This is a genomic window from Hahella sp. CR1 (genome assembly GCF_029813005.1).
GTDB lineage: Bacteria > Pseudomonadota > Gammaproteobacteria > Pseudomonadales > Oleiphilaceae > Hahella.
This window is the reverse complement of the sequence record NZ_JAPELK010000003.1, coordinates 205,224-227,078: the sequence shown is the minus strand read 5'-3', so window position 1 is coordinate 227,078 and position 21,855 is coordinate 205,224. Positions and strand designations below refer to the sequence as shown.

Below are 21,855 nucleotides of genomic sequence, written 5' to 3'. Positions count from 1 at the left end.
CTTTACATGTTGCAGGGTTGAGGCGATGAGCAATACTCCCAACCATCGAGAACACCGCGCGGGTCTTTTTGCAATTGCGCAAGAGAAGGGCTGGGGACTGCCGGAAATCCTTCTTAATTCCGCTGAACGCTTCTCTGAAAGGCCTGCGGTAAAATCTGAAGATGGCGAGCTTAACTATCGCCAGCTTCTGCATCACTCCCTGCTGGTGGCTGAGCGACTCAAAGCGCTGGGGGTTGGCGCTGGTGACCGTGTTGCAGTATGTGTGAATCGTGATCATCATTTGCCGGCTTTGCTTTTAGGCGTTGGTATAGTTGGAGCAGCTTACGTTCCAGTTGACCCGGCATTTCCCGCAGAGCGCATCCGAATTATTCTGGAAGATGCAAACGCTTCCGCCGCCATATTTGAATCATCTACCTCTGATCTTTTGCAAGGCATCCCTGATTTGGTGCTATTGGATAAATACAAGGTAGCTGAGGCTGGCGATGGTGTGGTTAATAAGTCTCTTGATGATCTGCGTGACAACTATGTCAGTTTCAGAGGGTCGCTTGAGAGCGCTGCTGACTTGGTCGCGTATATCATTTTTACTTCAGGTTCTACAGGACGCCCAAAAGGCGTTCCTATTGCACAGTCCGCTGTTATTAATTTTCTATATGGTGTAGACGAGGCTATCGGGACTCGAGACGGCGATCGTTTTCTCGGGTTGACTACGATTTCCTTTGATATTTCTGTCCTGGAATTATTTCTTCCGCTGATTCTTGGCGGGGTTGTTTATGTCTGTAAGAAGAGCGATGCGCTGTCTCCAGATCGGCTTGGCGCTATTATCGAGAAAAATGACATTAATGTCCTGCAGGCGACGCCAGCAACTTGGCGTTTGATGTTAGAACTGGGGTGGCGTCCTTGCAATACGCACAAGATTTTGTGTGGCGGAGAGGCTTTTCCGGTTGATCTGGCGGGAAAACTCCTTAAGGAGGCCAGTGAAGTTTGGAATATGTACGGGCCTACCGAAGCGACGGTATGGGTTTGTAGTCATAAGGTAAGTCAAAAAGATATTGATGCGGGATTTATACCGCTAGGCGCTCCCTACACTAATGTCGACTTGGTTGTGGTGGATGAAAGTCTGAATCCAGTATCGGGTGAGGCGGCCGGAGAACTGTTAATTGGCGGCGCTTGTTTGTCCCCAGGATATTTCGGGAGGCCTGAACTCAATAAGGACCGCTTTGTTGTTCTCAATGTCACTGGTTCTCCACTGCCATACTATCGTACAGGTGATCTGGTGCAGGTCGCTGGCGGTCAGATGCGTTATGTGGATCGGCTTGATAATCAGGTAAAGATTCGAGGGTTTCGAATTGAGTTGGGAGAGATTGAGGCTGCGTTAACGTGTTTGCCGGAAATTGCTGACGCTGCGGTTGTTGCAGTGTCTAACCCGGCAGGTGACAACGTCCTCGTTGGTTGCTTGCGCTTTTCCAACAAAGCTCAGGCTTTTGAGGAGGTTGAGAGCTCACTGCGGCAAACGCTGCCGTTTTATATGGTTCCCGGCCTTTGGCGAATATATGACAGCTTTCCACAAACGCCGAATAAGAAAATTGACAAGAAAGCATTGAAAGGCGATGTGGAAAAGGGGATGGCGTCATCCGTATCGGCCGATAGGCTGTTTTCCTCCGATATGGAGCGGCGTTTGGCGTCTGCATGGAAGGCGGTTCTTGGCGTGTCCCCGCAGGACGTCCACGATCATTTTAATGAGCTTGGGGGGCACTCCCTGGCTTCAGCCAGGCTCTCAAACGAGATCGAGATTGAGTTTGGCAAATCCATTGGCGTTAATCAGTTGATCGCATGCCCCGTGTTTATTGAGCAGTGTGAACTTGTTACGGCTGCACCTGAGGCGACGAGTCACTCTGACCTAATAACGCTGGAAGAGTGTGCGGAGCTAAGTGATGGACAACGAAGAGTTTGGTTTATATGTCAGTTGGCGGGCTCCAGTAGTGTATTTAATGAATCTGAGGCGTTTATTTTAGAGTCGCCCTGGGATGCAGGTAGGCTGGAGCGGGCTATTTCCTTGCTGTTGCGCGAACTCCCTGTTCTAAGACTGAAACTGAATGCGGCTAATTTGTCGTGGCGCTTATACTCGGAGGTGGAGGCGCCATTGCAAGTAAGAGATATTGCAAGCTCATCAGATTCTTTAGAGGCGCTTCTGCATCAAGAAGCCAAGCGTGAGTTTGACTTTGATGCGGAATTACTTGTTCGCTTTGTCGCCTTTGAAAGAGAAGGGCGGATTTCAGCCCTGCAGATGGTGACTCACCATATATTGCTGGATGGCATATCCCAATTGAAGGTTTGGGACCGCTTGTTGCAACTTTATGAGGGAGGGGAGACTCTGGTTGCCAGCCAGGATAGTGAGGCAGGAGCTAAGGGTGTAATTGTCTCACCTCGCCGAGGAGACTTAGAGGAAAGCGTCGAGTTTTGGGTGCAGACGCTACGGAAGCCATTGCCGCTTTTAAGCTTGCGAACCGATTACGAGCGTCCTGATTTTTTTGACTTTAAAGGAAGGCAAGTTGTTGAGGTTCTAGGTCAAGATCTCTCTTCTAGACTCATTGGCGTAGCAAATAAATTAAGAACGCGGCCGTTTGTCGTGTTGATCAGTGCTTTCTCTGCGTGGTTAAGGAAAGCAACGGGCGCGCATGACCTGATACTTGGAACGGCTACAAGCGGTCGCGAGGGGCAAAAGGGACTACATGATGCAATAGGGATGTTTTTTAACACCATCCCACTTCGACTGCCTGAGGTGGTTGGCGGTTTGCAGGAGCAGCTAAGAAGCACGGAGCAAGCCTTAAATCTGGCCTTGCTGCATGGCGGGATCTCTTTTGAAAAGATAGTCTCTAGCATACAGGCTGCTCGCGATGCCTCCAGGCCTACTTTGGCGCAAGCTTATATAACATTTAACGATTTCTCTAATCGCAAGTTAAATGTGGCGGACAGCGGCGCTTTGAGTCCTGTGCCGGTTGATATTGGCTATACGCAGGGGGAAATCTTTCTTTACGTTGACTTTTATGGAGGCGACTTTGTTTTTCGCTTTCAGACAAGCACCGCCTTATTTAATTTGGACACAAGCAGGAAAATGCTTGCTGCGTATATGGCGACGCTAAAAAGTTTTATTGAAAGCATGGAAATTGGCGGGGCTGCACTAAACTCGGATGTCACAATAGATTGCTTTTCGGGAACTTTAGGCGCTAGCGGTACTGAGGGTCAGAGGCAGACTAGGTTTCATGATGGCGAGGATAAAGAGCTGCTTAATAAGGTTGGAGCCATTTGGAAAAGTGTTCTGGGGCTGGATGAGCTTGATCCTGACGCTAATTTTTTTGAGGTTGGCGGTCACTCGATTAAAGCGTTACAAGTATTTGACCAGTTACATCGGCGATATGGGATTAATGCGCCGCTGGCTTTGCTCTTCAAAGCGCCTACAGTAAGGTCCCTGGCTGGTGAGTTGGCGCGTATTAACACTAGTTATTCCGAGTCGGGGGTTGAGAGTAATAGCTATGCCGTCAGGGAGGTTGAGGGATGGAAAAACATCGTACAACTGTCTGCCGGAGGGGCCAAGACTCCCTTGATTTGTATTCATCCTGTCGGCGGTAACGTGCTTGCCTATAAGGCGTTGCTGGACTTTGACGATTTGAATCGCCCTGTTTATGGTATACAGGCTACCGGACTGGATGGGAAGAGCGAGCCCTCATATTCAATTCTTGATATGGCTCGCCACTATGCCGCACTTCTCGACGAACTTCTCAGTAAAAAGCAGGTTTTACTCTTGGGAGGTTCTATGGGGGGCTCAATAGCAGTAGAGCTGGCCAATGAGCTTTCAGTCAGGGGATTTAAGGTCGACTGGGTCATATTGCTTGACACCATCGGGCCTGCTGCTAAGCATTTACCTGAAGGATTCGCTGAGGATCGTCGCACCTTTTTACAAAAGGTCGCTCAAAGCACATCGGCCAGAATAAGATATTACAAGAATTTTTTAGAGGTCAGATTCTATCGGATGCTGGGCATTAGAATGCCTCAAACGTTGCGCGTGTTTGAGGTGCGCAGATCGAATCGACTTGCTGTTGAAAGGCATATTGAAAGAGCCTACAACGGCAGTGTAATGCTGTTGCGCCTGCCTTCCACCGAGTCTGGTGCATATAGCTTGCCCGTGTTGGGTTGGGAAAGGCACCTGACAGGAAGAGTAGAAGTTGAGACGGTGGATGCTGAGCATGCGCACTTTCTGGAGTCTGACGAGGCGAAGCGGGTGCTGGCTTGTTTTCTTCGAGAGCAAGAATAGAGTGCCGAAAGGGGTAACTTTCAGTTAATTTATGAAGAACGTATTACATATAATCGACACCACCGGCCCAGGCGGTGCGGAAACTGTATTTATTCAACTGATACGGAATCTATCCAAAGACAAATATCAACATCATGTCATTCTGCGAGGCGAAGGCTGGGTCGCTGACCAAGTCAGGGAGTCAGGTATTGAGCCTGTGTTCATCGACTCCAAGGGGAGTTTCAACCTGGGTTATGCTTGGGCGTTAGTCCGATTCATTCGTTCAAACAAGATAGATGTGATTCATGCGCATTTAATGGGCTCCAATGTATATGGCGCGCTTGTCGCCATGTTGACGCGTAAACCAATGATCGCCACATTTCATGGCGGGGTGGATGTAGCAAAGCAGGAAAGACTATTAAACCTGAAGTTTAAGGTTATTAGTCTGGGGGCTGATTCTATTATATGCGTATCCAAGAAGTTGGAAGAGGAGCTAAAGCTCAGAGGTGAGCTGGAAGTTAGTAAATTGAAGCTCATATACAACGGGGTGGATCCCAATCAGTTCTCGCGAAAAGGGGTGACCTTGAAAAGTGAGCTAGGTTTGCCCGAAGACGCAATTGTCGTGCTCTCCGTCGGCAACATACGTCCCGCAAAAGGCTATGAGTATTTAGTGGATGCCGCCGCAAAAATGAAAGGGGCTCATGAATATCATTTTGTTGTCGTGGGGCACCAGAAGAAAAGCCTGTATGACGAGCTGCTAAAGCGGATAGACTCCCACGGTGGTGTGCCTCATCTGCACTTTTTAGGCTTTCGCTCGGATGTCAAAGACATAATGGGGCAGGCTGATATCTTCCTTTTAACATCAACGAGCGAAGGGTTTTCCATTGCGACAGTCGAAGCAATGATGGCTGGCGTTCCTGTTGTGGCGACTCGCAGTGGAGGTCCGGAAGAAATTGTAGAGGACGGTGTGACAGGATTGTTGATTCCTGTGAAAGATCCAGAGGCTGTTAAAACGGCCTTATTAAAGCTTCGAGATGGGGAGTTGGTTAATAAAATGCGACAAGCTGCGCAGCAGTCAGCGACGGAAAAGTTTTCTTTGGTCAATATGGTTGGTGAGTACGAGACCCTGTACGACCGGCTGTCAGTCTGAGCATAGGGAGCGCTAGGCCCCGAAGGGCCTGATAGTTGGCGATGTTTTAGCTGCGTAAATCTCGGAAGTATTTCTTCAGCTCAAATATAAATGGACGGAAGTCTGAGAGCCGGTTGACTTCGTGCTTGGTATTTCTGTTGGGTAGCAGGAAGCGAAGTAATTCAAGCAGTTTCTGAGTAAGGGAATATTGCCGCTTTGGAGATTTCAAGACAAGGTATAAGCGGTCTAGGTCGCCAAGCAGCCAGCGCATTTTTTGTCCTGTGGTGAATGAACTGATAGGCGTGACTTCGCCGCCTCCAAAAGAGCTTAGCAGAAGGTAAGGGAAGTCCACCCCTGAGTCTATCGCCAATTGTAACGAGCCCCAGAATCGAGGGTTGATCTCCATCAAGTAGGGGGTGCCATCTTCCGCGACTTTGAACTCCACCATGGCTACCCCATTCCAATTAGCATGATGGAGCAGGGTGTCCGAAATATCCTTCATGCGAGAATCCACTTCTTTTGACTCGCAAAGTACGCTTACTCCCCCTGATGGCGGCTTTTCTCTCAGCCTTCGATGGGAGAAGTGGCAAAGGGGCGCGCCTTGGGAGTAAAGCGCAAACAACCCCTGGCCTTCACCCTTAATGTAAGACTGAATCATGAAGGGAAACTCGCGGAAATAACGCCTTTTAAGAGCCTCCTCCGCCTCCTCGCGAGAGTGAGCGATGATGACGGTGGTGCTAATAATTTCTCCGCCAGTAAGTATGCGCGACTTGAATGGCTTTAAAACAATTGGGTATTCACTAATGTTCTCTATCGCATCCTGCGCCTGCTCTATACTTTCTATATATAAGGTATGGGGTGTAGGGAGTCCCAGAGACTGCGCGAGCTGAAACAGGCGGTTTTTGTTAGCCAAATGCTCTATCGACTCAGCTTCGGAAAATGGCAGAATTAAGCCTTTTGGCAGCCTGTCTCTGTTTTCCAGGATGACGTAGGTAGAGGCCTCTGTCACAGGGAGCAGGAAGTTGATTTGTTGTTCAGAGACGATTTTAAGTATGTCTTCGAAAAATGCTGAAGGCTTGCTGTAAGGAGAGGCGTAAACGCCTCTTTCGCTTGAATATCGCGAAGCTCCAGCAAGTGTTTCAGAGCTTTCGTCTGCTGTCATGACCCAGACGCCCTTGCTTCCCAAGGAGCGAGTGGCGGCGAGAGCGGAGCGTTGGTTGGCGTCGAGTATCAAGGCGCGAGTATTGGTCATGGTAGGTTGGTCGCTTGATGAAAGGTAAGTAGCAGTGGTTCAGATGCCGGTGATAGTAATTGGGTAAGTGTTGAACTGTCAAAAGTTGTCTGCTGTGGTTTGAATAACCTCCAGCAGTCTCTATAATCGCGCTCGTGGAGCAAGTCCGACCCGGCGTCAATGTTAAGGTGAATCATTTTGGGTAAGCTAAAAAAGTTACTGAAGTTGCTATCAGAGTATCTTTTTATGGTGCTTGGGGTTTATAGACGATATTCCGATATTCCTCATGGATTCTCTCCAAAAAGAGTAATTTTTGTTTGCAAAGGGAATGTGTGTCGTAGCGTATATGCGGAAGCCTTTCTTAAGGGCAAGCTCCAAAAAGGTCAGGTTGAGATTGTGAGCTGCGGCCTTGCTACTGACGGAGGAACGCCCGCTAACGCAACAGCCGAAGAGGTGGCGGCTGAAAGGGGAGTAAGCCTTAGTGATCATCGCAGTACACGCATTCAAGACATGAGCATGCGCCAAGGCGATTTGTTTGTCGTCATGGAGCCATACATGGTTCATGCCTTGGATAGATATCGAAAGGACGATGCGGAGTCTCATGTTCTTATTCTGGGGATGGTTGGTTCGAATCAAAACCCTACCATCCCGGATCCATACGGCAGGGAAATTTCAGTTTTTAATAAAGTCTTCGATACTATTGAGTCGAAGCTTTCAGTATTGCAGAAAAGCTTGTAATGAACTTTCCCCAGTTAGGCCACTATCCTGGTCCTAATAAGCAGAAGAAATCGAGTGAACAGCCTCCACGCAGTGATATGGAACGGCTGTACTCTATGGACATTAAGTTTATCTATCAGACAATAAGGGCGGAAGGGTTCGCTTTTATTTGTATCTGCGGGTATTTGTTTTTCGAATATGTCAGGCCGCAATCGATTTATTTGTGGCTCAATATATTGCCGTGGGTGCCCCTTTTTATTATGTCGGCGTTTCTTTTTCATTGTGTGGAAAAGAAAAAGAAAGTGGATACGGGGCACGGGATAAACAAGCTGATGGTTCTCTACGGGGTGGTGGTGTTGCTATCTTCAGCCGCTTCCGAATACAGCGGGGCCTCATTCAATCGATTATGGACCTTTTTTGACTGGTTTTTGTTTTACTTCATGATTGTAACGATCGTGAATAATGAAAAGCGATTTTACATCTTCTTTCTCTCATTCCTGATTTACTCTTTTAAAATGTCCCAGCACGGATTTATTTCATGGATGAACCGTGGATTTGCATTTGCAAGTTGGGGTGTGACGGGCGCTCCTGGCTGGTTTCAAAACTCAGGAGAGGTCGGTATTCAGATGGCGATATTTACTCCTCTCTCGGTCGCGTTCCTGTTAGGCATCAGTTTATATATCAATAAATATTGGAAGATATTCTTTAGTCTTTTTCCGTTTACGGCCATTGGAACTGTCATCGCATCCTCTTCAAGAGGGGCGCTTGTGGCGGTTATTGGTATTGGCGTTCTTGCGTTGGCTAAGACTAAGCACTTTTTTAAAACGGCGATCGTTGCAGGCTTGGTTGGCTGGATTGTTGTTGTATCTGTTCCTGATGAGTTTAAAGCAAGATTTGAAACTTCCGGTGAAGATAGAACTTCACTGCACCGTATAGAGCGTTGGGAGCAAGGCTGGGAGACTATGAAAAAGTACCCGGTTCTTGGTGTAGGACACGAAGCTTGGACGACTTACCACCCAAGACATTTTTCGTCGGAGGTGAAGGGGAGCAAGCTGGTCCACAATATATTTGTTCAGTGTGGAACCGAGCTTGGCTTTGCTGGAATAACGGTTCTTGTACTTCTGATTTTGGCCAGCTTTGTGACAGATTATAAGGTTCGTAAGCTGGCGAAAAAAATGGAAAACCGTCTCTACCATTCTTTGGCGTTCGGGTTTGACTTCGCCATGATTGGTTTTTTGATTAGCGCCAGCTTTGTAACTGTACTGTATTATCCTTATTTGTGGATACATCTGGCTTTGGTTGTATGTATGCACAATTCAATTAAGAGAACCTATAAGGAACAGCAGCTTAAAGAGCGCGAGTCTAAGCTTGTGGGTGAGGCTTTGTGATGATGGACTCGAAAAAGAAGTGCAATGTCCTTATGGTCGACCAGGGCTTATCCTTTGGCGGTGCGCTAGTTGTACTGCTTAGCTTGGCTAAGTCATTACCAGAAAATTATCATCCAGTGGTGGTCACCGCAATTAAAGAAAATCCAGAGAAGTGGATTGATGCGGGTGATATAAAAGTTATTAGTTGCTCTCCTACATTCAATTATCTGGATTATTTCCGAGTTAGCCACAAAATTTCCAGTATTAGAAATAAAGTGACTCGAAAAATTCTGATATATGCACTGTCACTGTATTCGACCTGTAAAAACCTGTCTTATGTAACGAAGCTGATGAGAGTCATTCGAGAGAATGATATTGATATCGTGCATGCTAATAATAGTGTCTACGTACTTATGGCGGCGGCTCTGACCAGAAAACCTTGTGTATGGCATATTCATGGTGTAGTAGAAAGCCCTCTCTCATTTCTTGAAAGACTATTTTCACCAAGCGTCAAACTGTTCTTGGCGATATCTGGGTTTGTCTCCAATTCCGCCGTTAAAAATAGATACCCCGCTGACAGGTTGAAAGTCATTGAGAATCCAGTTGATCCCGCCGCTCTCGACTGGGCTCAGAATAAGGCTCAGCTGCAAAGCGTCAAGTCCCAGTTCAATTTGTTTGATGATAACTTCGTTGTTTCAATATTTGGGCGAATTATCCCTTGGAAAGGGCAGCTTGAGCTTATTGAGGCGATCGCTAAAGTCGCTGAGAAGTGGCCTGAAGTCAGGCTTTTAATTGTAGGTGACGCCTCAGAAGGCTTCAGCAAAGCATACAATGAAAAGATCAAGCACAGGGTTGAAGTCCTTGGTATCGAAGAAAATATCATATGGGCCGGTTTTCAAAAAGATGTTAGGCCTTTCTATGCTATTTCTGACTTAGTTGTTCACGCCTCAATAGACCCAGAACCTTTTGGCTTGGTAATAATTGAAGCTATGGCAAGCGGTTGCCCTGTAATCGTGTCAAATTTGGGCGCTGCTCCCGAGTTGGTGGAAGATGGGGTGGATGGTTACGTCATAAACCCCAAAGTTACTGATGAGCTGTCAAAGGGAATAATGACTCTTATTGAAAGTCCTGAGCTGAGAAAGAGTTTTGCGGAAAAAGGCCGGTATAAAGTTAATCAACGTTTTCACCCCCAGTCTTATGCTTTGCGGATGGCTGAGGAATACTCCTCTATTGTTGGAAAGGGAGGAGAGGCAGAGTAATGAATGCGCCTCAGTCAAAAGTGACTAATCCTGGAGCGGTAAAACAAACAAAAGTATTAGTGTCTAATACAGCTATATATGGGCTAGGCACTATTATTCGCTCCTTAGCGAGTTTCCTGCTTTTACCTATTTATACCCAGTATCTTTTGCCTTCTGAGTACGGTGTTATTGAGCTGCTTGGAATGCTGGTGGATTTGGCTGGTATTTTTTTCGGCGCGAGAATTGGGCAAGCCTTCCTGAGGTACTACGGGTTAGCGAATACCGATAACGAGAAGTATCAAGTTACTGGCAGCGCATTAGGTATGACCTGCGGCATGCATTTGCTGGCGGTGCTTACGTTAATATCCCTGTCTGGCCCAATCAGCGAGTTGCTGTTTGGCTCTTCGGATTTAAAGACGCTGGTGCAACTATACTCTTTGAATATGCTGCTTGGCGCCTTGATGGAGATTCCATTTGCATATCTTAGAGCTAATGGAAAAGCGCTCAAGTTTCTGGGGTATTCCGTTCTGCGTCTTACACTGCAGATATCCTTTAATTTATTTTTCCTTATATACCTTGAGATGGGGGTGTATGGGGCGGTTTACGCCTCTGTCATTGCCTTCTCATTAGCTGCGCTAGGTTTGACGCTTGGCGTTGTTGGAGAGCTAAAGCCTGAATTCAAATGGGAAACGGCGAAGAGCATGTTAGGCTTTAGCTTCCCTATCATTATTGCAGCCTTGAGTATGTTCTTTATTACATATTCGGACCGCTATTTTATTAGTGCATTCTTAGACTTGGACTCTGTTGGAATTTATTCTTTAGCGTATAAATTTGGCTTTATGCTATTCGCCTTAGGGTGGACGCCTTTTCTGAATATGTGGGATGCCGAGAAGTACCGTATCTACAAAGATCAGGAAAGCCACTATTTGTTTGATGCTGTCTTCAGGGTCGTATCAGGTATTCTGGTTTATATGGCGTTTGGTATTGCTTTGTGGTTGCCAGTAGTGCTGCGGTTTATGTCCGATGAAAACTACTGGGGAGCAGCGAGTATTGCCCCTATCGTTTTGATAGCCTACGTGCTTTTGGCTTGGACTAACTATTGCAATCTAGGGTTTTTTACAGAAGGCAAGACTGGGCGATTTGGCTGGATTTCTGTCGTGACGGCGATTTTCTGTGTGCTGGGCTACTGGGTCAGCATTCCCAAATATGGTATGTACGGCGCGGCATGGGTAACAGTGCTGGCATTTTTAGTCAGGTTCTTGTTAATTCATCACTTCGCAAAAAGACACTTTGACATGCAACTTAAGTGGCGTAGTCATATCGTGTCAATTTCGCTTGCGCTTTCCTTCTATCTGATCTCCGAGTATTGGATATTCTCAGATATGGATCCAGTAGGCGCTTGGGCGATCGCTATCAGAGTCGCCTTGTCTCTGCTTTATCCCGTCCTGGCGATAGCGCTGGGGGTTATTCCATTCGGGCATTTAAAAATGTTCTATCAGTCTATTATCAAGAAGCGTGGTAAGTAGCTAACTATGGGTGTGAAAGCAAACTTGTTTGTCATCGGGGCAATGAAATCCGGCTCCACTACTTTACACGATTGTCTGGCGAAGCATCCGGATATCCACATGACAGAGGAAAAGGAACCAGGGTATTTTGTGCCAGAGCTATGGGATGGGCGTGCTGAACAAGAATACGCCGAATTGTTGGCTCCTGGCGAAAATAAGAAATACGTGGGGGAGTCCAGTACGCATTATACGAAGCTGCCCACGTATTCAGGGGTGCCAGAAAAAATGCATGCCTACAACCCCAGCGCTAAAATTCTATATGTCATGCGTCAGCCGATAGCGAGGCTTATAAGTCACTACTACCATAATGTGCGTGACTTATATATGCACGGCGAGTCTCGCAGTATACAGAAGGCTATCCAGAGAGACCCTGCCTACATCGCTTACTCTGATTATGCATATCAACTTCGCCCATACTACGAGCTTTTCGGTGAAGATAAGATTTACATACTGACCTTTGAGGACTTGGTATCAGATCAAAATAAAGTAATGAGTGAGATCTTTGCCTGGTTAGGTGTGGATGCCGACTGTGAGCTAACAGAACAGGTCGACTCCAACAAAGCGCCGAAAACATATAGAAAGGTGCGCGGTTTGGGGCTGTTGAATAAGTTCCGCCATTCGAGAGTTTGGGATGGCGTATCAGCAATTGTGCCGAAGAGCATTCGCCGCATGGGAGTCAGGTTAGCTGAAACCCAAAGCAACGAGAAGCTTACTCAAGAAGAGATAGATGACGTATACAAGCTATTGACGCCCGTCTTTCAAGAGAAAGTGGCGGAACTCCATCGCCTCACTGGCAAAGATTTTAGTACTTGGAATCTGTAGGATGACTAACTCAAATCGGCCCGATACTCTCGCAGGCCCTGACTTTATATGCATCGGAGCTCAAAAAGCCGGCACTACCTGGCTTTATGATCAGTTGGCGCACCACCCCCAAGTCTGGTTGCCAGTAATAAAAGAGCTGCACTATTTTAATTTCGCACAGCCAAATGCGCTTTTAGCAGGGAAGGAGGGTTATCCTTGGGGGAGTCCTCTTGAGCGTATGCGTTTTCTCAAACAGCGGCCAGATATGGAAACCCTAAAATGGCTGCTACGTTATAACTTCGGCGCGAAGTCTTCGTCTTGGTATCGAAATCTTTTCCCCCGTATAGATGGCAAAGTTAGCGGGGAGTTGACGCCCGCATACTCTACGCTAGATGAGAGAGGGGTCGATCTCGTGAAGTCAACAGTCTCAGAGCGCTGCAGAATATTATTGATTATTCGGGACCCTGTTGAGCGCGCCTGGTCTGGGGTGAAAATGAACTACCGCTGGACAGGTGAGGACGTTACCCAAGAGGAAATTGAGGGGCTTCGAGCGAGAATAGGCTCCAATACCGTCCGTTTACGGTCTGAGTACTCGAAAATTATTCCCCGCTGGAAAGAGCGTTTTCCTGATCGCTTCAGTCTTTTGTTTTACGAGGACTTAAAAGCCGCCCCTGAGGCATTTTTCAAGCACGTATGTAGCCTGCTGGGAATTAGCCAGGACTACATTCCTGATACTCTACACAAGCGCTCCAATGAGGATAGAGAAGGGATTTCTATGCCCAAAGTCGCGCGAGAAATCCTGGAAGAGATGTTGGTAAGTGAAATTGAGCATTTTAAAGCTGTACGAGACGAATACTTGCGAGAGGAGGCCCAATGGCTAAGCCGTTGAGAATCCTTTCGGTCAACAAGCTAAAGTCAAAAGTGGAGGGGGTGGAAGTAACTTTCGCGCCTTTTGTTAATACTGGGCTGCAAGTGGTTGGCGAGTTACTGGGGTTTATTCGTCGGGCGTATAAGAATGATGTGATTCTTGCCTGGACGCCAAACTTGCGAATGCTTTGTATTTTTTTTCTTACGAAGTTATTAACCCTGGGGCGAGTGAAGATAGTCTATTTTGATGTTGTGCTTAGTCGCCCAAAAGGAAAGAGTGATAATGTCAAGATTTTGATGAAATCTCTTTTGTTAAAGTCCGCAAGCTTGATTATTTGTGTACATAAAGAAACATCAGGTTATGTAAAATATTACAGAATATCTGAAAGCAAGATTACTTATGTGCCTTTCAATGCAAACAACTTTGGCATATATGACGATTTTGTAATTAATGAAGGCGATTACATATTATCTTGCGGTGCATCACAACGAGACTTTGATACGTTATGTGAGGCGGTGAGTGATTCTGGTTATCCTTTAACCATATTGCTGCCGGAGCAAAGTATAACCAAGCATAATGCGCGCATTGACAAAGATAATCTTCCCGAAAATGTCACTTGGATAAATGCTTTTTTGCCTAGGAAAGAATGGTATGACTATTTGGCCAATTGCAAAATGGTAGTCATTCCTATTATAAAAGACGTCATTCAGCCGGCTGGTATCAGTGTGTGTTTGGAGGCGATGCTATTTAGAAAGCCTGTGATCATCACCCGGGGAACCTCGACGGTAGGTATCATGGATGATTCTCTTGCCATGGTTGTCTCTCCGGAAGATCGGATCGAAATGCGGCGTGCCATAGACGCTCTGTGGAAGGATGGGAAGAAGAGGGCGGAATTGGCGGAAAGGGGCTATAATTATGCCTATAGCCTTGGAGATAACGAACGCGTGGAGAGAGAGGTTCAACTCACTGTCCTGGAAAGATTTTGTTAAAGCCCTGGAAGTACTCTTGTGACCAAGTCGATAAAAATACGTACCGTAAAAGAAAGCGGCTCTTCTGTAACCGTATCCGGAATGGAATGAAAGTATACTGCTTATGAATTTATTGTTGGGGGGCAAATATGAAAATCAGATTTTTATCAGCCGTTTGCGCGTTGACGCTTAGTCTTAACGCTTTTTCAGAGGATTTTTCGAGGGAGGTTACCTTCGACAGCGGAGCGATAGGCGCCAAAGCCGAAACTGTTGACACCTTTGATGGAGTTGCTGGACGTACAACCTTTTCGACAGCTTTTCCCAGGCCTCTGGCGGATGGTACGGATCCCCAGCACGTAATGATGACTATTAAGGAAGGTGAAACGGGGTGGGGCGTATGGGGCGGCGCTATGAACTTCCGCAAAAACCTCTACAAAGGAGACACATTTTGGGCCTCTTTCCACATGTATGTCCCAGATGACTTCCAGTTTTACGCCGCAGGAAATGGGGCGTTAAAGTTTCTGCGAATTCGGACAAGAGCCTCAGCTGCAGATGGCGTTGGCGGCTTTAATGATTTTCAGATAATGGACGACCCATCATTTAATGGCTCCGTATATAGGTTTATCAAAGAGGGAGCTGCAGGTCGAGGCTGGAAGTATATTGGTACAAAAGATAAAAAAGATGAGTTATTGCCTCGTAACAAGTGGTTTAAGGTCGAAATCAGCCTGAGATTTGACTCTGTCCCAGTAAGTGAAGGCGGTTTGGCTTACTTTAAGTTGTGGATTGATAACAAGCTTGTTTGGGACGGGAAAGATGTACAAACTTTAACAAGCGCAGGCGATTGGGCTGATTCCTTGTATTTCTTTACGTACTGGAATGGCAAAGCGCCCAAAACACAGTCTCTATATATCGACAATATAGTAATGAAAAGCTCTGTCGATGCTGCCGAGTTGAGGCCGCAAGATAGAGATGCAGATGGCAACTTGTACATAGGCGAAAAAGGAAATCCATCTGCTCTTTATAAATCACCACCCAGTAGAGTGGAAGCAACCATTCAGTAGTCAGTAAGGATAATGTGAACTTAAGTATTGTTATTCCAGCTTTCAATGAGGAAGCTGTTATTGAAGAGACTCTGGCCTCTATCAAGATGTCTCTTCAAGATGTTTCTCATGAAGTGATAGTTGTCGATAATGGTTCTACGGATAGGACTTCTCAAATTGCTGAAAGCCTGGGCTGCCAAGTATTGGTGGCGCCAGGTGTTCTTATTGGTGAGTTGAGAAATATTGGCGCTCAAAAAGCTTCTGGTGATATTTTGTTATTTAATGACGCTGATGTCCTGCTGACACCGGAGTGGCGTCAAGCTTTTCTGAGGCTTAAAGACGAGCTTGAAGCCCAAAATCTCATTGTTGGCGGCTCTCTTCAGGTATCCGATCCAGAAAACATGCTCCATAAATATTGGTTTCAACCTCTTTTGAACAAAAAAGAGGGGGAATGCAATTATGTGGGAACCGGCAATATGCTGGTCTCACGACGTCTATTTGACCAAATCGGTGGATTTAGTCGTGATTTGCGTACCGGTGAAGACTATGATTTTTGCCTAAGAGCGCGTAACTCTTGTCATGCAACGGTTAGATATTTTTCTAATCTATCTGCTATTCATTTGGGTTATCCCGAAGATATGGGTTCGTTCTTCCGGCGAGAGCAATGGCATGGTAAGGGCGATGTGCAGACTTTGGCGGCGCTTTTAAAGTCAAAAGTAGCAATATTTTCTTCCGCTATCGCTATGCTTGTCGTTTTTTCTATCCTCTCTATTGCGTTGAGTAAGTGGTGGGTGGCGCTCTTTTTTGTTGCTATTGCAGCGGCCCTTGTTGTGTTTATGTCTTTTTATAAAGCTCGAGTAGTGGGTGGGGTAGAAGGGCGCTGTTATCATATATTCTTGACGTTTATGTACTGTATAGCCCGGGCGACCTCCAAATTTCGGTAGAACCCTGATGTCTAAATTCACCTTAACCTTGTATTGACAAACAGTGGCGGTAAAAGTGTTTGAGCAGGCCAGTAGTGGTATAGAAGTTTCTGTCATTATTCCTGTATATAACCGAGCCCGGGTTATTGGAAGGGCTATTGATAGCGTGCTTTCGCAGACTGGCGTGGGCGGCATTGAAGTGGTCGTCGTGGACGACGGGTCTCAGGACCATCTCGATGAAGCGCTGAGGGGTTATGAAGGACGCATAAAGCTTATAAAAAAGAGCAACGGAGGTGTCTCAAGCGCCAGAAATGAAGGGACGGCCAACAGCACGGGTAAATTTATCGCATACCTGGATTCTGACGATATATTTGAGCAAGGGAAGCTGAGCAAGTCATTGGAAATACTACGAAAACGCTCGGATGCTGGGTTTGTTTTTAGCGATTTTTCTCGTTTTGATATTGAGGAACCTTCCACAAGGTTGGAACATACAAACTCGTACTTTTTTAATAACATTTATCGCTATACTCAGTCCCCGCTTGAAGGTATTTCTTCTAAGTTATACTTCTTGCCTCAACAGGATGTCTTTGGATTATTATTGGCTGGTTATTTTATGTCTCCCTGTACGTTGGTTATGAGAAGGGAGCTGTATCAAGCCGCGCAGGGATGGCCGACAGAGTTTGACATATCGGAGGACTTTCATTTTTTTCTTCGGTTGTCCACTCTTGCAAACGCCGTTTACATAGACGAGCCATTAATTAGTGCGGGTCGAGGTGATAATAACTTGACGGAAAATCACCAAGATTGTGCAGAATCAGATATAAGTGTCTTAAAGTCCTGCTTGAATCTCAGTCATTTCGATGATGCCAAGAAGAGACAGATAAAAGCAGCGATTTCGGATAGGCTTGAGCGGTTAGGGTGGGGGCTAAAAAACAGTCGCTCATATAAAGAAGCTAGTCGTTGCTATAAAGAAGCCTTCAGCTTCAAACCTTCAAATATTAAGGCATTACTCAACTATTTGATGCTGCTGCCGAAATTATGACGAGCTAGTGTGCAGACGCGCCAATCACCAATGAGTAGGGATTGGCGCGTCTAGTGGCCTGACTACTTGCCACTTTTTAATGATAGAAAAACGTTGTTTAACTTTTCTTGAGCTTCTTTTACTTTAGTCGTAGGTATTCTGGCATTTTTCAATAGCTGGTCGAGAGTTTCATCTCCTGCTAGGAGGTAAGGCTGTGGTTCGGCGTCAATTGCAGTTCCATAGTCTCGGAATTTGAATCCGCCGCCAACTACTTTGTCTGATAGAGACATCCAAATGTTCGGTATGCCTAGGGCGTCAGCGGATATTATGCCGTGTAGAGATGAGGATAGAATATATTCACATTCGTCTATATCTTTGAATACTTCCCCAGGCTTTCTTTTTACACTAATTAGTTTTACTTCAGATGGGTAGCGGCTCGTTAATTGGGTGATGCGCCTATCGTTTGCGTCTACATAATGCGGAATTACTCCTAGAATATACTTCTTTTTGGCTCTTTCGCCTCGCAACAGCTTGGGCGCCAATAAGCCTGGATCGCCGAGTGGGACGTTGCTTGGGGCTTTGATTCTGTCTCTAGTAAGGCTCCCTCTGACTGCGAGAACATGCGCTTCAGGCATAGGAAATTCAAGGTCCTTTATCAGTCCTGATCCTATGATATGGCCTTTGTAGTCAATGGAGGAAAATTGCAGAATGCTACCTGTAGATAAGACTTCACAGCTTAAAGCCGAGGCATGGACGGGAGTAAACCCATAAAATTTTAGCAGCTCAGGGGTGATAAGGTCGCCAAAATTGGTTTCACCATTCCACCAGTACGCAGTAATTCTGTTTCCTTTAATTGTGCCTAATACGGAGCTGTACTTCTTAGTTGCGACTCGCTTTACTCTGTTTATTCCTTCGATAGTCTTGAGGTAGAGGCTATTTGACATGATTTGTTTCCGAGTAATTAGAAAGCTGTAGAGGAATACAGGCTATTTGCTTCGAGTTAGTTGCTGCTTTGTCAGACTTGTTAAGTTCTGGGTTTGAATCTCGGTAGAGAATTGGCTTTGTATGCGTGATACGGCATTTTGACTCATTTTCTCGATGTTGATGGTCTTGCCGAGTAGCATCTGAACTCGTTCGGCAAGCTCTGCTGCAGAACCAGGCGAAAATAGAAGGCCAGTTTCTCCATCAACAATTGTTTCTCTCAGGCCTTGTAAGTTCGATACAAGAAGTGGAAGTCCCGAGGCTTGCATTTCAATGGAGGACATAGTGAATGAGTCCCACCCTGTAGATGCGATAATGCCCGCTTTGCAGCTGCGGTGGATCCTGTGTAAATCCGAACGGTAACCGCCAAAAATAACCTGCTTTGACGACTTCTCGTTTAGTAGCGCCTGATAAGGGGCGGCCTCATCATTACGATTTCCAAATAATATGAAAGCTATGTCGTCGCGCTGAGCTGCAATAATATTGGCGGCTTCTGCTATAACTCGAACCCCTTTTCGTTCCTCAAAATGTCCAGAATAGAAAAATAATTGCTTATCTCTAGGGATGCCAAATAGGTCGTGAGCGTAATATTGATCTTCCTCATCCGGGTGGTACTTTTCTGTATCCACCCCTAAGTGGCAAAGGGCGGTTTTTTCTTTAGGTACGCCACGGCCAAGATAAGCTGACTGTCGCATGGCTTCAGACTCAAATATATAGAGATCGGGGCCATGTCTGTAACGCATCACGTCCAGCTTCTTTAATAGTAGTTTTAGACCACTATTGATGCTGCTCATGGGGGCTCCCCAGTAAGAAATGAAGGAGCTAACACCTGCTGAACGAGCTGCTTTATAGTAGGGAAGCGAAACGGGTTGATCGAAGCCGAAAATAACGTTGATATTATTTTTTTTCAGGTATGAGGCAAATAACTCAACCTTATCTGTAGCGTTCTGTCTGTCGGAGAACTCTACAAAATTGTCAAATCCTTCCGGAGTATAGTCAGGGTATCCATTGTTATATCCGGGGTAGCACAGGTGGATGTTGTCTGGCGATCCGGCTAAGCGTAAAGCCATGCTCCAGAATACTTTTTCCAAAGAGCCTATTGCATAGCCTGTATTTGCTTCGCAGTGATATAAAATTAAAATTTTAGTCATTTATCGCTGTCAGTTGATGGGGTTATAACATTCCTTGCTTCCAGAAAAGCGATAATGCCCGCAACAGACTCCTCAGTGCTTTCCTTGCTGGTGTCGATAACTAAGTCAGGGCTCTCAGGGGGTTCATAGGGGGAGTCTATTCCTGTGAAGTTTTTTATAGCGCCTTGTCTGGCCTTTTGATAAAGCCCTTTGGGGTCTCTTTGCTCGCAAACCTCAATAGGAGTGTTGACAAAGACCTCAATAAACTCGCCTGGCTCGTATAGAGAGCGAACCATCTTCCTATCATCACGAAATGGTGAAATAAACGCAGTCATGACAATTAAGCCAGCATCAACAAGTAATTTGCTGGCTTCGCCCACTCGGCGAATATTCTCTACTCGGTCTCTGTCTGAAAAAGTTAAGTCTTTATTCAGTCCGTGACGAACATTATCTCCATCTAACACATATGTGTGATAGCCGCGTTTGTGCAACGCCATGTCTAAAGCATTTGATACAGTGGATTTACCTGATCCACTTAGTCCAGTAAACCAGACAAGACATGGCTGTTGGTTCTTTATGTCTGCGCGATCTTGCTTCTTTAGCTTAAAATCGTGCCAGACGATGTTTTCTTGAGTCATCTAGATAGTTCCTGACCTAATAATTGGAAATAGAGGTTGAGATACTCGCGTGACTTCTTGACTGAATCAAAGTTTTCTCTCAAGTAACTCAGTCCGTTCATTTGCATTCGTTCTCTTTCGGCAGGGTTGCCGATTACTTTGTCGACGGCGGTAGCATAGCCCAAAGCGGAGTGGTCATCGACCAATAGGCCTGCGGCGCCAGAGTTGAGCGCTTCGGGAATTCCCCCAACATTGTGCGCGATCACCGGCACTTTCAGGGCCAGAGCCTCAAGCAGCGTCATCGGCAAACCTTCATGATCAGATGTCATTAGCAGTAGATCCAGTTTGGCTATTTCCGGTGTGGATGGGTCTACAAAGCCAGTGAATTCGATATGCTGACACAGGTTTTCATGGCGGACGAGATCCTCAATAGGCTTGCGTAATGGACCATCGCCAATTATCTTGCCTTTGATCTCATGATGCTTCTTTTTATGCAGCTCTTTGATTGTTTCAACAAATAAGTCTATTCGCTTTACTGGAGCCAGACGGCCAACTATTCCAATCGTAAAAGTTTCGTTTGGTGGCTTGTTAGGGGAGAGCGCTTCAAGTTCACGGCTATCGATAAAATTAAAAATCTTAACGACCTTGTTTGGGTGTCTTTCACTGAGCGACTGATATAATGGTCCAGAAACGGCCACAATTCGGTCGACTTTGTGTTTTGTCAGTAACTGGTCTGCAATATGTATAACTTTCTTGTGAGGTTTGCTCCACGAAACATCTGATTCGGAGCCTCCATGAATCGTGCGTACCAGGTTGGTAACTGGCGACTTTATACTTGCAATAGCGCCTAATATATTCTCTTTAAAACCGTGTGTATGCAGAATGCTACTTGTATGGCTAGTAAGGTGATTGCGAATATTGCGTATCATGGATAGAGGAGATAGCTTTGCTTCATTAACAACAGTAACGTCAATGTTGAGTTGGCGAAGTTTGTCTGCGAGAACTCCCTCATTAAATAATATGACCGATATGTCCAGTTTATTCGTTGAGACTAAAGCCTTACATAGTTCATATAGTTGTTTTTCTGCGCCAGCCCAGACATCCCCTGATGCAATGTGTGTTAGGTGAGGGCGTGAACTCTTCATTGTGTTACCCATTACTTAATGTTGCAAAGAAACTTACTTTCGATGAGGCATTGCCGTCATGCAGATTGTGGCGTTTCAACTGCATCAATGGGGTGTCAGGAGTGTTTGCGCCTTGTTTAGTTGTACAGGCGGCATTATAGTTTTGGGTTACAACTTGCACACCTTTTTCTGAAGTATTTCCATTGGGGTAGCAAAAAAACTCAGGTTGCTTCCCTGTTGATTGTGAAATTTTCAGTCTCGACTGAGCTATCTCGTATTCTAGCTCATCATCGCTTGCTATCTTATCGAGTCGTAAGTGGCGACACGTATGCGAGCCAAAATCAACCCAGCCCTCGTTTAATAATGCTGTAATATCTTCCTGACCAAGCAAGTTCCGGGTCTGTGATATGTCAGCTTTTTCCCCAAAAGTTTCAAGGGCTGCTTTATCTATTAGGGTGTTGAGAGCCCTGTCATCTATCGCTTTGCAAAGATTAATAACTGGATCTAACTGCTCAATGTCAGGAGGGCTGCTCCAATCTAGCGTTGCACCCAAGTCTTTCAGCCATTTGAATTGTGCCTGATCAAATGCGCTGGGCGTCTCTTTGAACGTCCGCTTCAAAAGATATATTAATTTTTCTGGCCAAAACAATGTGTCATGCTCTATGTAGTCTGCGACCAGGAAAATTGTACTAAATATCTTCTCCTTAGTAAGAAGAGGGATTGCGAACTCTGCGTTGTCTCGCCAGCCATCATCGAAGGTCACTGCAAAATAAATATTTGCAGGGAGGACGTCTTTCTCCTTTGTCCATCGCGCAAGAGAAATTGGGGTTGCTCCAAGTCTTTTCAT

General features: G+C 45.9%; 18 protein-coding genes. 12 read left to right on the top strand and 6 right to left on the bottom strand.

Annotated elements, in window-relative coordinates; translation table 11 throughout:
* The first annotated feature begins 25 nt into the window (after positions 1-25).
* Together ONV78_RS08985 and ONV78_RS08980 are read left to right on the top strand one after the other, a co-directional pair.
* The gene (locus ONV78_RS08985; RefSeq protein WP_279502714.1) at positions 26-4,309 is read left to right on the top strand and encodes an amino acid adenylation domain-containing protein; all 4,284 of its coding nucleotides are present in this window, start codon (positions 26-28) and stop codon (positions 4,307-4,309) included.
* A 31-nt stretch (positions 4,310-4,340) separates the two neighbouring features.
* Positions 4,341-5,438: a glycosyltransferase family 4 protein gene (locus tag ONV78_RS08980; RefSeq protein WP_279502712.1), complete on the top strand. Its 1,098-nt coding sequence runs from the start codon at positions 4,341-4,343 to the stop codon at positions 5,436-5,438.
* A 46-nt stretch (positions 5,439-5,484) separates the two neighbouring features.
* On the opposite strand, the gene ONV78_RS08975 is transcribed toward ONV78_RS08980, so the two are convergent.
* On the bottom strand, positions 5,485-6,579 hold the full coding sequence (locus ONV78_RS08975; protein WP_279502710.1) for an ATP-grasp domain-containing protein: 1,095 nt from the start codon (positions 6,577-6,579) through the stop codon (positions 5,485-5,487).
* 267 nt (positions 6,580-6,846) lie between these two features.
* On the opposite strand from ONV78_RS08975, the gene ONV78_RS08970 reads away from it, so the two are divergent.
* From ONV78_RS08970 to ONV78_RS08925, 10 genes are all read left to right on the top strand, one after another.
* Positions 6,847-7,386: a hypothetical protein gene (locus ONV78_RS08970; protein WP_279502707.1), complete on the top strand. Its 540-nt coding sequence runs from the start codon at positions 6,847-6,849 to the stop codon at positions 7,384-7,386.
* Positions 7,386-8,753, top strand: coding sequence for an O-antigen ligase family protein (locus ONV78_RS08965; RefSeq protein WP_279502705.1), 1,368 nt, complete (start codon positions 7,386-7,388; stop codon positions 8,751-8,753). The genes ONV78_RS08970 and ONV78_RS08965 overlap by 1 nt, the downstream gene beginning before the upstream one ends.
* Entirely contained in the window at positions 8,753-9,991 is a 1,239-nt protein-coding gene (locus ONV78_RS08960) for a glycosyltransferase family 4 protein (protein WP_279502704.1), read from the top strand. Before ONV78_RS08965 ends, ONV78_RS08960 begins: the two co-directional genes overlap by 1 nt.
* Positions 9,991-11,496 carry an oligosaccharide flippase family protein gene (locus ONV78_RS08955; RefSeq protein ID WP_279502702.1) on the top strand — a complete coding sequence of 502 codons (1,506 nt, stop codon included), beginning with the start codon at positions 9,991-9,993 and terminating at the stop codon, positions 11,494-11,496. Before ONV78_RS08960 ends, ONV78_RS08955 begins: the two co-directional genes overlap by 1 nt.
* A 6-nt stretch (positions 11,497-11,502) precedes the next feature.
* The gene (locus ONV78_RS08950; protein WP_279502700.1) at positions 11,503-12,357 is read left to right on the top strand and encodes a sulfotransferase; all 855 of its coding nucleotides are present in this window, start codon (positions 11,503-11,505) and stop codon (positions 12,355-12,357) included.
* 1 nt (position 12,358) lies between these two features.
* Complete coding sequence (locus tag ONV78_RS08945) at positions 12,359-13,225, top strand: sulfotransferase (protein WP_279502698.1); 867 nt, start codon at positions 12,359-12,361, stop codon at positions 13,223-13,225.
* The gene (locus ONV78_RS08940) at positions 13,210-14,193 is read left to right on the top strand and encodes a glycosyltransferase (protein ID WP_279502697.1); all 984 of its coding nucleotides are present in this window, start codon (positions 13,210-13,212) and stop codon (positions 14,191-14,193) included. The genes ONV78_RS08945 and ONV78_RS08940 overlap by 16 nt, the downstream gene beginning before the upstream one ends.
* Before the next feature lie 128 nt (positions 14,194-14,321).
* Positions 14,322-15,233: a hypothetical protein gene (locus ONV78_RS08935; RefSeq protein ID WP_279502695.1), complete on the top strand. Its 912-nt coding sequence runs from the start codon at positions 14,322-14,324 to the stop codon at positions 15,231-15,233.
* Between the two features lie 14 nt (positions 15,234-15,247).
* The gene (locus ONV78_RS08930) at positions 15,248-16,156 is read left to right on the top strand and encodes a glycosyltransferase (protein ID WP_279502694.1); all 909 of its coding nucleotides are present in this window, start codon (positions 15,248-15,250) and stop codon (positions 16,154-16,156) included.
* A 43-nt stretch (positions 16,157-16,199) separates the two neighbouring features.
* Entirely contained in the window at positions 16,200-17,177 is a 978-nt protein-coding gene (locus ONV78_RS08925; RefSeq protein ID WP_279502692.1) for a glycosyltransferase family 2 protein, read from the top strand.
* 62 nt (positions 17,178-17,239) lie between these two features.
* On the opposite strand, the gene ONV78_RS08920 is transcribed toward ONV78_RS08925, so the two are convergent.
* From ONV78_RS08920 to ONV78_RS08900, 5 genes are read right to left on the bottom strand one after another with little or no spacing between them, the layout of a single operon-like run.
* Positions 17,240-18,100 carry a polysaccharide pyruvyl transferase family protein gene (locus ONV78_RS08920; RefSeq protein WP_279502690.1) on the bottom strand — a complete coding sequence of 287 codons (861 nt, stop codon included), beginning with the start codon at positions 18,098-18,100 and terminating at the stop codon, positions 17,240-17,242.
* 42 nt (positions 18,101-18,142) lie between these two features.
* Positions 18,143-19,288: a glycosyltransferase family 4 protein gene (locus tag ONV78_RS08915; RefSeq protein WP_279502689.1), complete on the bottom strand. Its 1,146-nt coding sequence runs from the start codon at positions 19,286-19,288 to the stop codon at positions 18,143-18,145.
* Positions 19,285-19,905 carry an adenylyl-sulfate kinase gene (cysC, locus tag ONV78_RS08910; protein WP_279502687.1) on the bottom strand — a complete coding sequence of 207 codons (621 nt, stop codon included), beginning with the start codon at positions 19,903-19,905 and terminating at the stop codon, positions 19,285-19,287. The genes ONV78_RS08915 and cysC overlap by 4 nt, the downstream gene beginning before the upstream one ends.
* Complete coding sequence (locus ONV78_RS08905) at positions 19,902-21,029, bottom strand: glycosyltransferase family 4 protein (RefSeq protein ID WP_279502686.1); 1,128 nt, start codon at positions 21,027-21,029, stop codon at positions 19,902-19,904. Before ONV78_RS08905 ends, cysC begins: the two co-directional genes overlap by 4 nt.
* A 4-nt stretch (positions 21,030-21,033) precedes the next feature.
* A complete protein-coding gene (locus ONV78_RS08900; RefSeq protein ID WP_279502685.1) occupies positions 21,034-21,855 on the bottom strand; it encodes a polysaccharide deacetylase family protein in 822 nt (273 codons plus the stop codon).

What these genes read in the sequence shown, in the direction of transcription:
- ONV78_RS08985 (WP_279502714.1), top strand. Translation starts at nt 26, where the DNA reads ATGAGCAATACTCCCAACCATCGAGAACACCGCGCGGGTCTTTTTGCA.
- ONV78_RS08955 (WP_279502702.1), top strand. Translation starts at nt 9,991, where the DNA reads ATGAATGCGCCTCAGTCAAAAGTGACTAATCCTGGAGCGGTAAAACAA.
- ONV78_RS08915 (WP_279502689.1), bottom strand. Translation starts at nt 19,288, where the DNA reads ATGACTAAAATTTTAATTTTATATCACTGCGAAGCAAATACAGGCTAT.
- ONV78_RS08920 (WP_279502690.1), bottom strand. Translation starts at nt 18,100, where the DNA reads ATGTCAAATAGCCTCTACCTCAAGACTATCGAAGGAATAAACAGAGTA.
- ONV78_RS08965 (WP_279502705.1), top strand. Translation starts at nt 7,386, where the DNA reads ATGAACTTTCCCCAGTTAGGCCACTATCCTGGTCCTAATAAGCAGAAG.
- ONV78_RS08945 (WP_279502698.1), top strand. Translation starts at nt 12,359, where the DNA reads ATGACTAACTCAAATCGGCCCGATACTCTCGCAGGCCCTGACTTTATA.
- ONV78_RS08960 (WP_279502704.1), top strand. Translation starts at nt 8,753, where the DNA reads ATGATGGACTCGAAAAAGAAGTGCAATGTCCTTATGGTCGACCAGGGC.
- ONV78_RS08905 (WP_279502686.1), bottom strand. Translation starts at nt 21,029, where the DNA reads ATGAAGAGTTCACGCCCTCACCTAACACACATTGCATCAGGGGATGTC.
- ONV78_RS08975 (WP_279502710.1), bottom strand. Translation starts at nt 6,579, where the DNA reads ATGACAGCAGACGAAAGCTCTGAAACACTTGCTGGAGCTTCGCGATAT.
- ONV78_RS08940 (WP_279502697.1), top strand. Translation starts at nt 13,210, where the DNA reads ATGGCTAAGCCGTTGAGAATCCTTTCGGTCAACAAGCTAAAGTCAAAA.
- ONV78_RS08900 (WP_279502685.1), bottom strand. Translation starts at nt 21,855, where the DNA reads ATGAAAAGACTTGGAGCAACCCCAATTTCTCTTGCGCGATGGACAAAG.
- ONV78_RS08935 (WP_279502695.1), top strand. Translation starts at nt 14,322, where the DNA reads ATGAAAATCAGATTTTTATCAGCCGTTTGCGCGTTGACGCTTAGTCTT.
- ONV78_RS08980 (WP_279502712.1), top strand. Translation starts at nt 4,341, where the DNA reads ATGAAGAACGTATTACATATAATCGACACCACCGGCCCAGGCGGTGCG.
- ONV78_RS08950 (WP_279502700.1), top strand. Translation starts at nt 11,503, where the DNA reads ATGGGTGTGAAAGCAAACTTGTTTGTCATCGGGGCAATGAAATCCGGC.
- cysC (WP_279502687.1), bottom strand. Translation starts at nt 19,905, where the DNA reads ATGACTCAAGAAAACATCGTCTGGCACGATTTTAAGCTAAAGAAGCAA.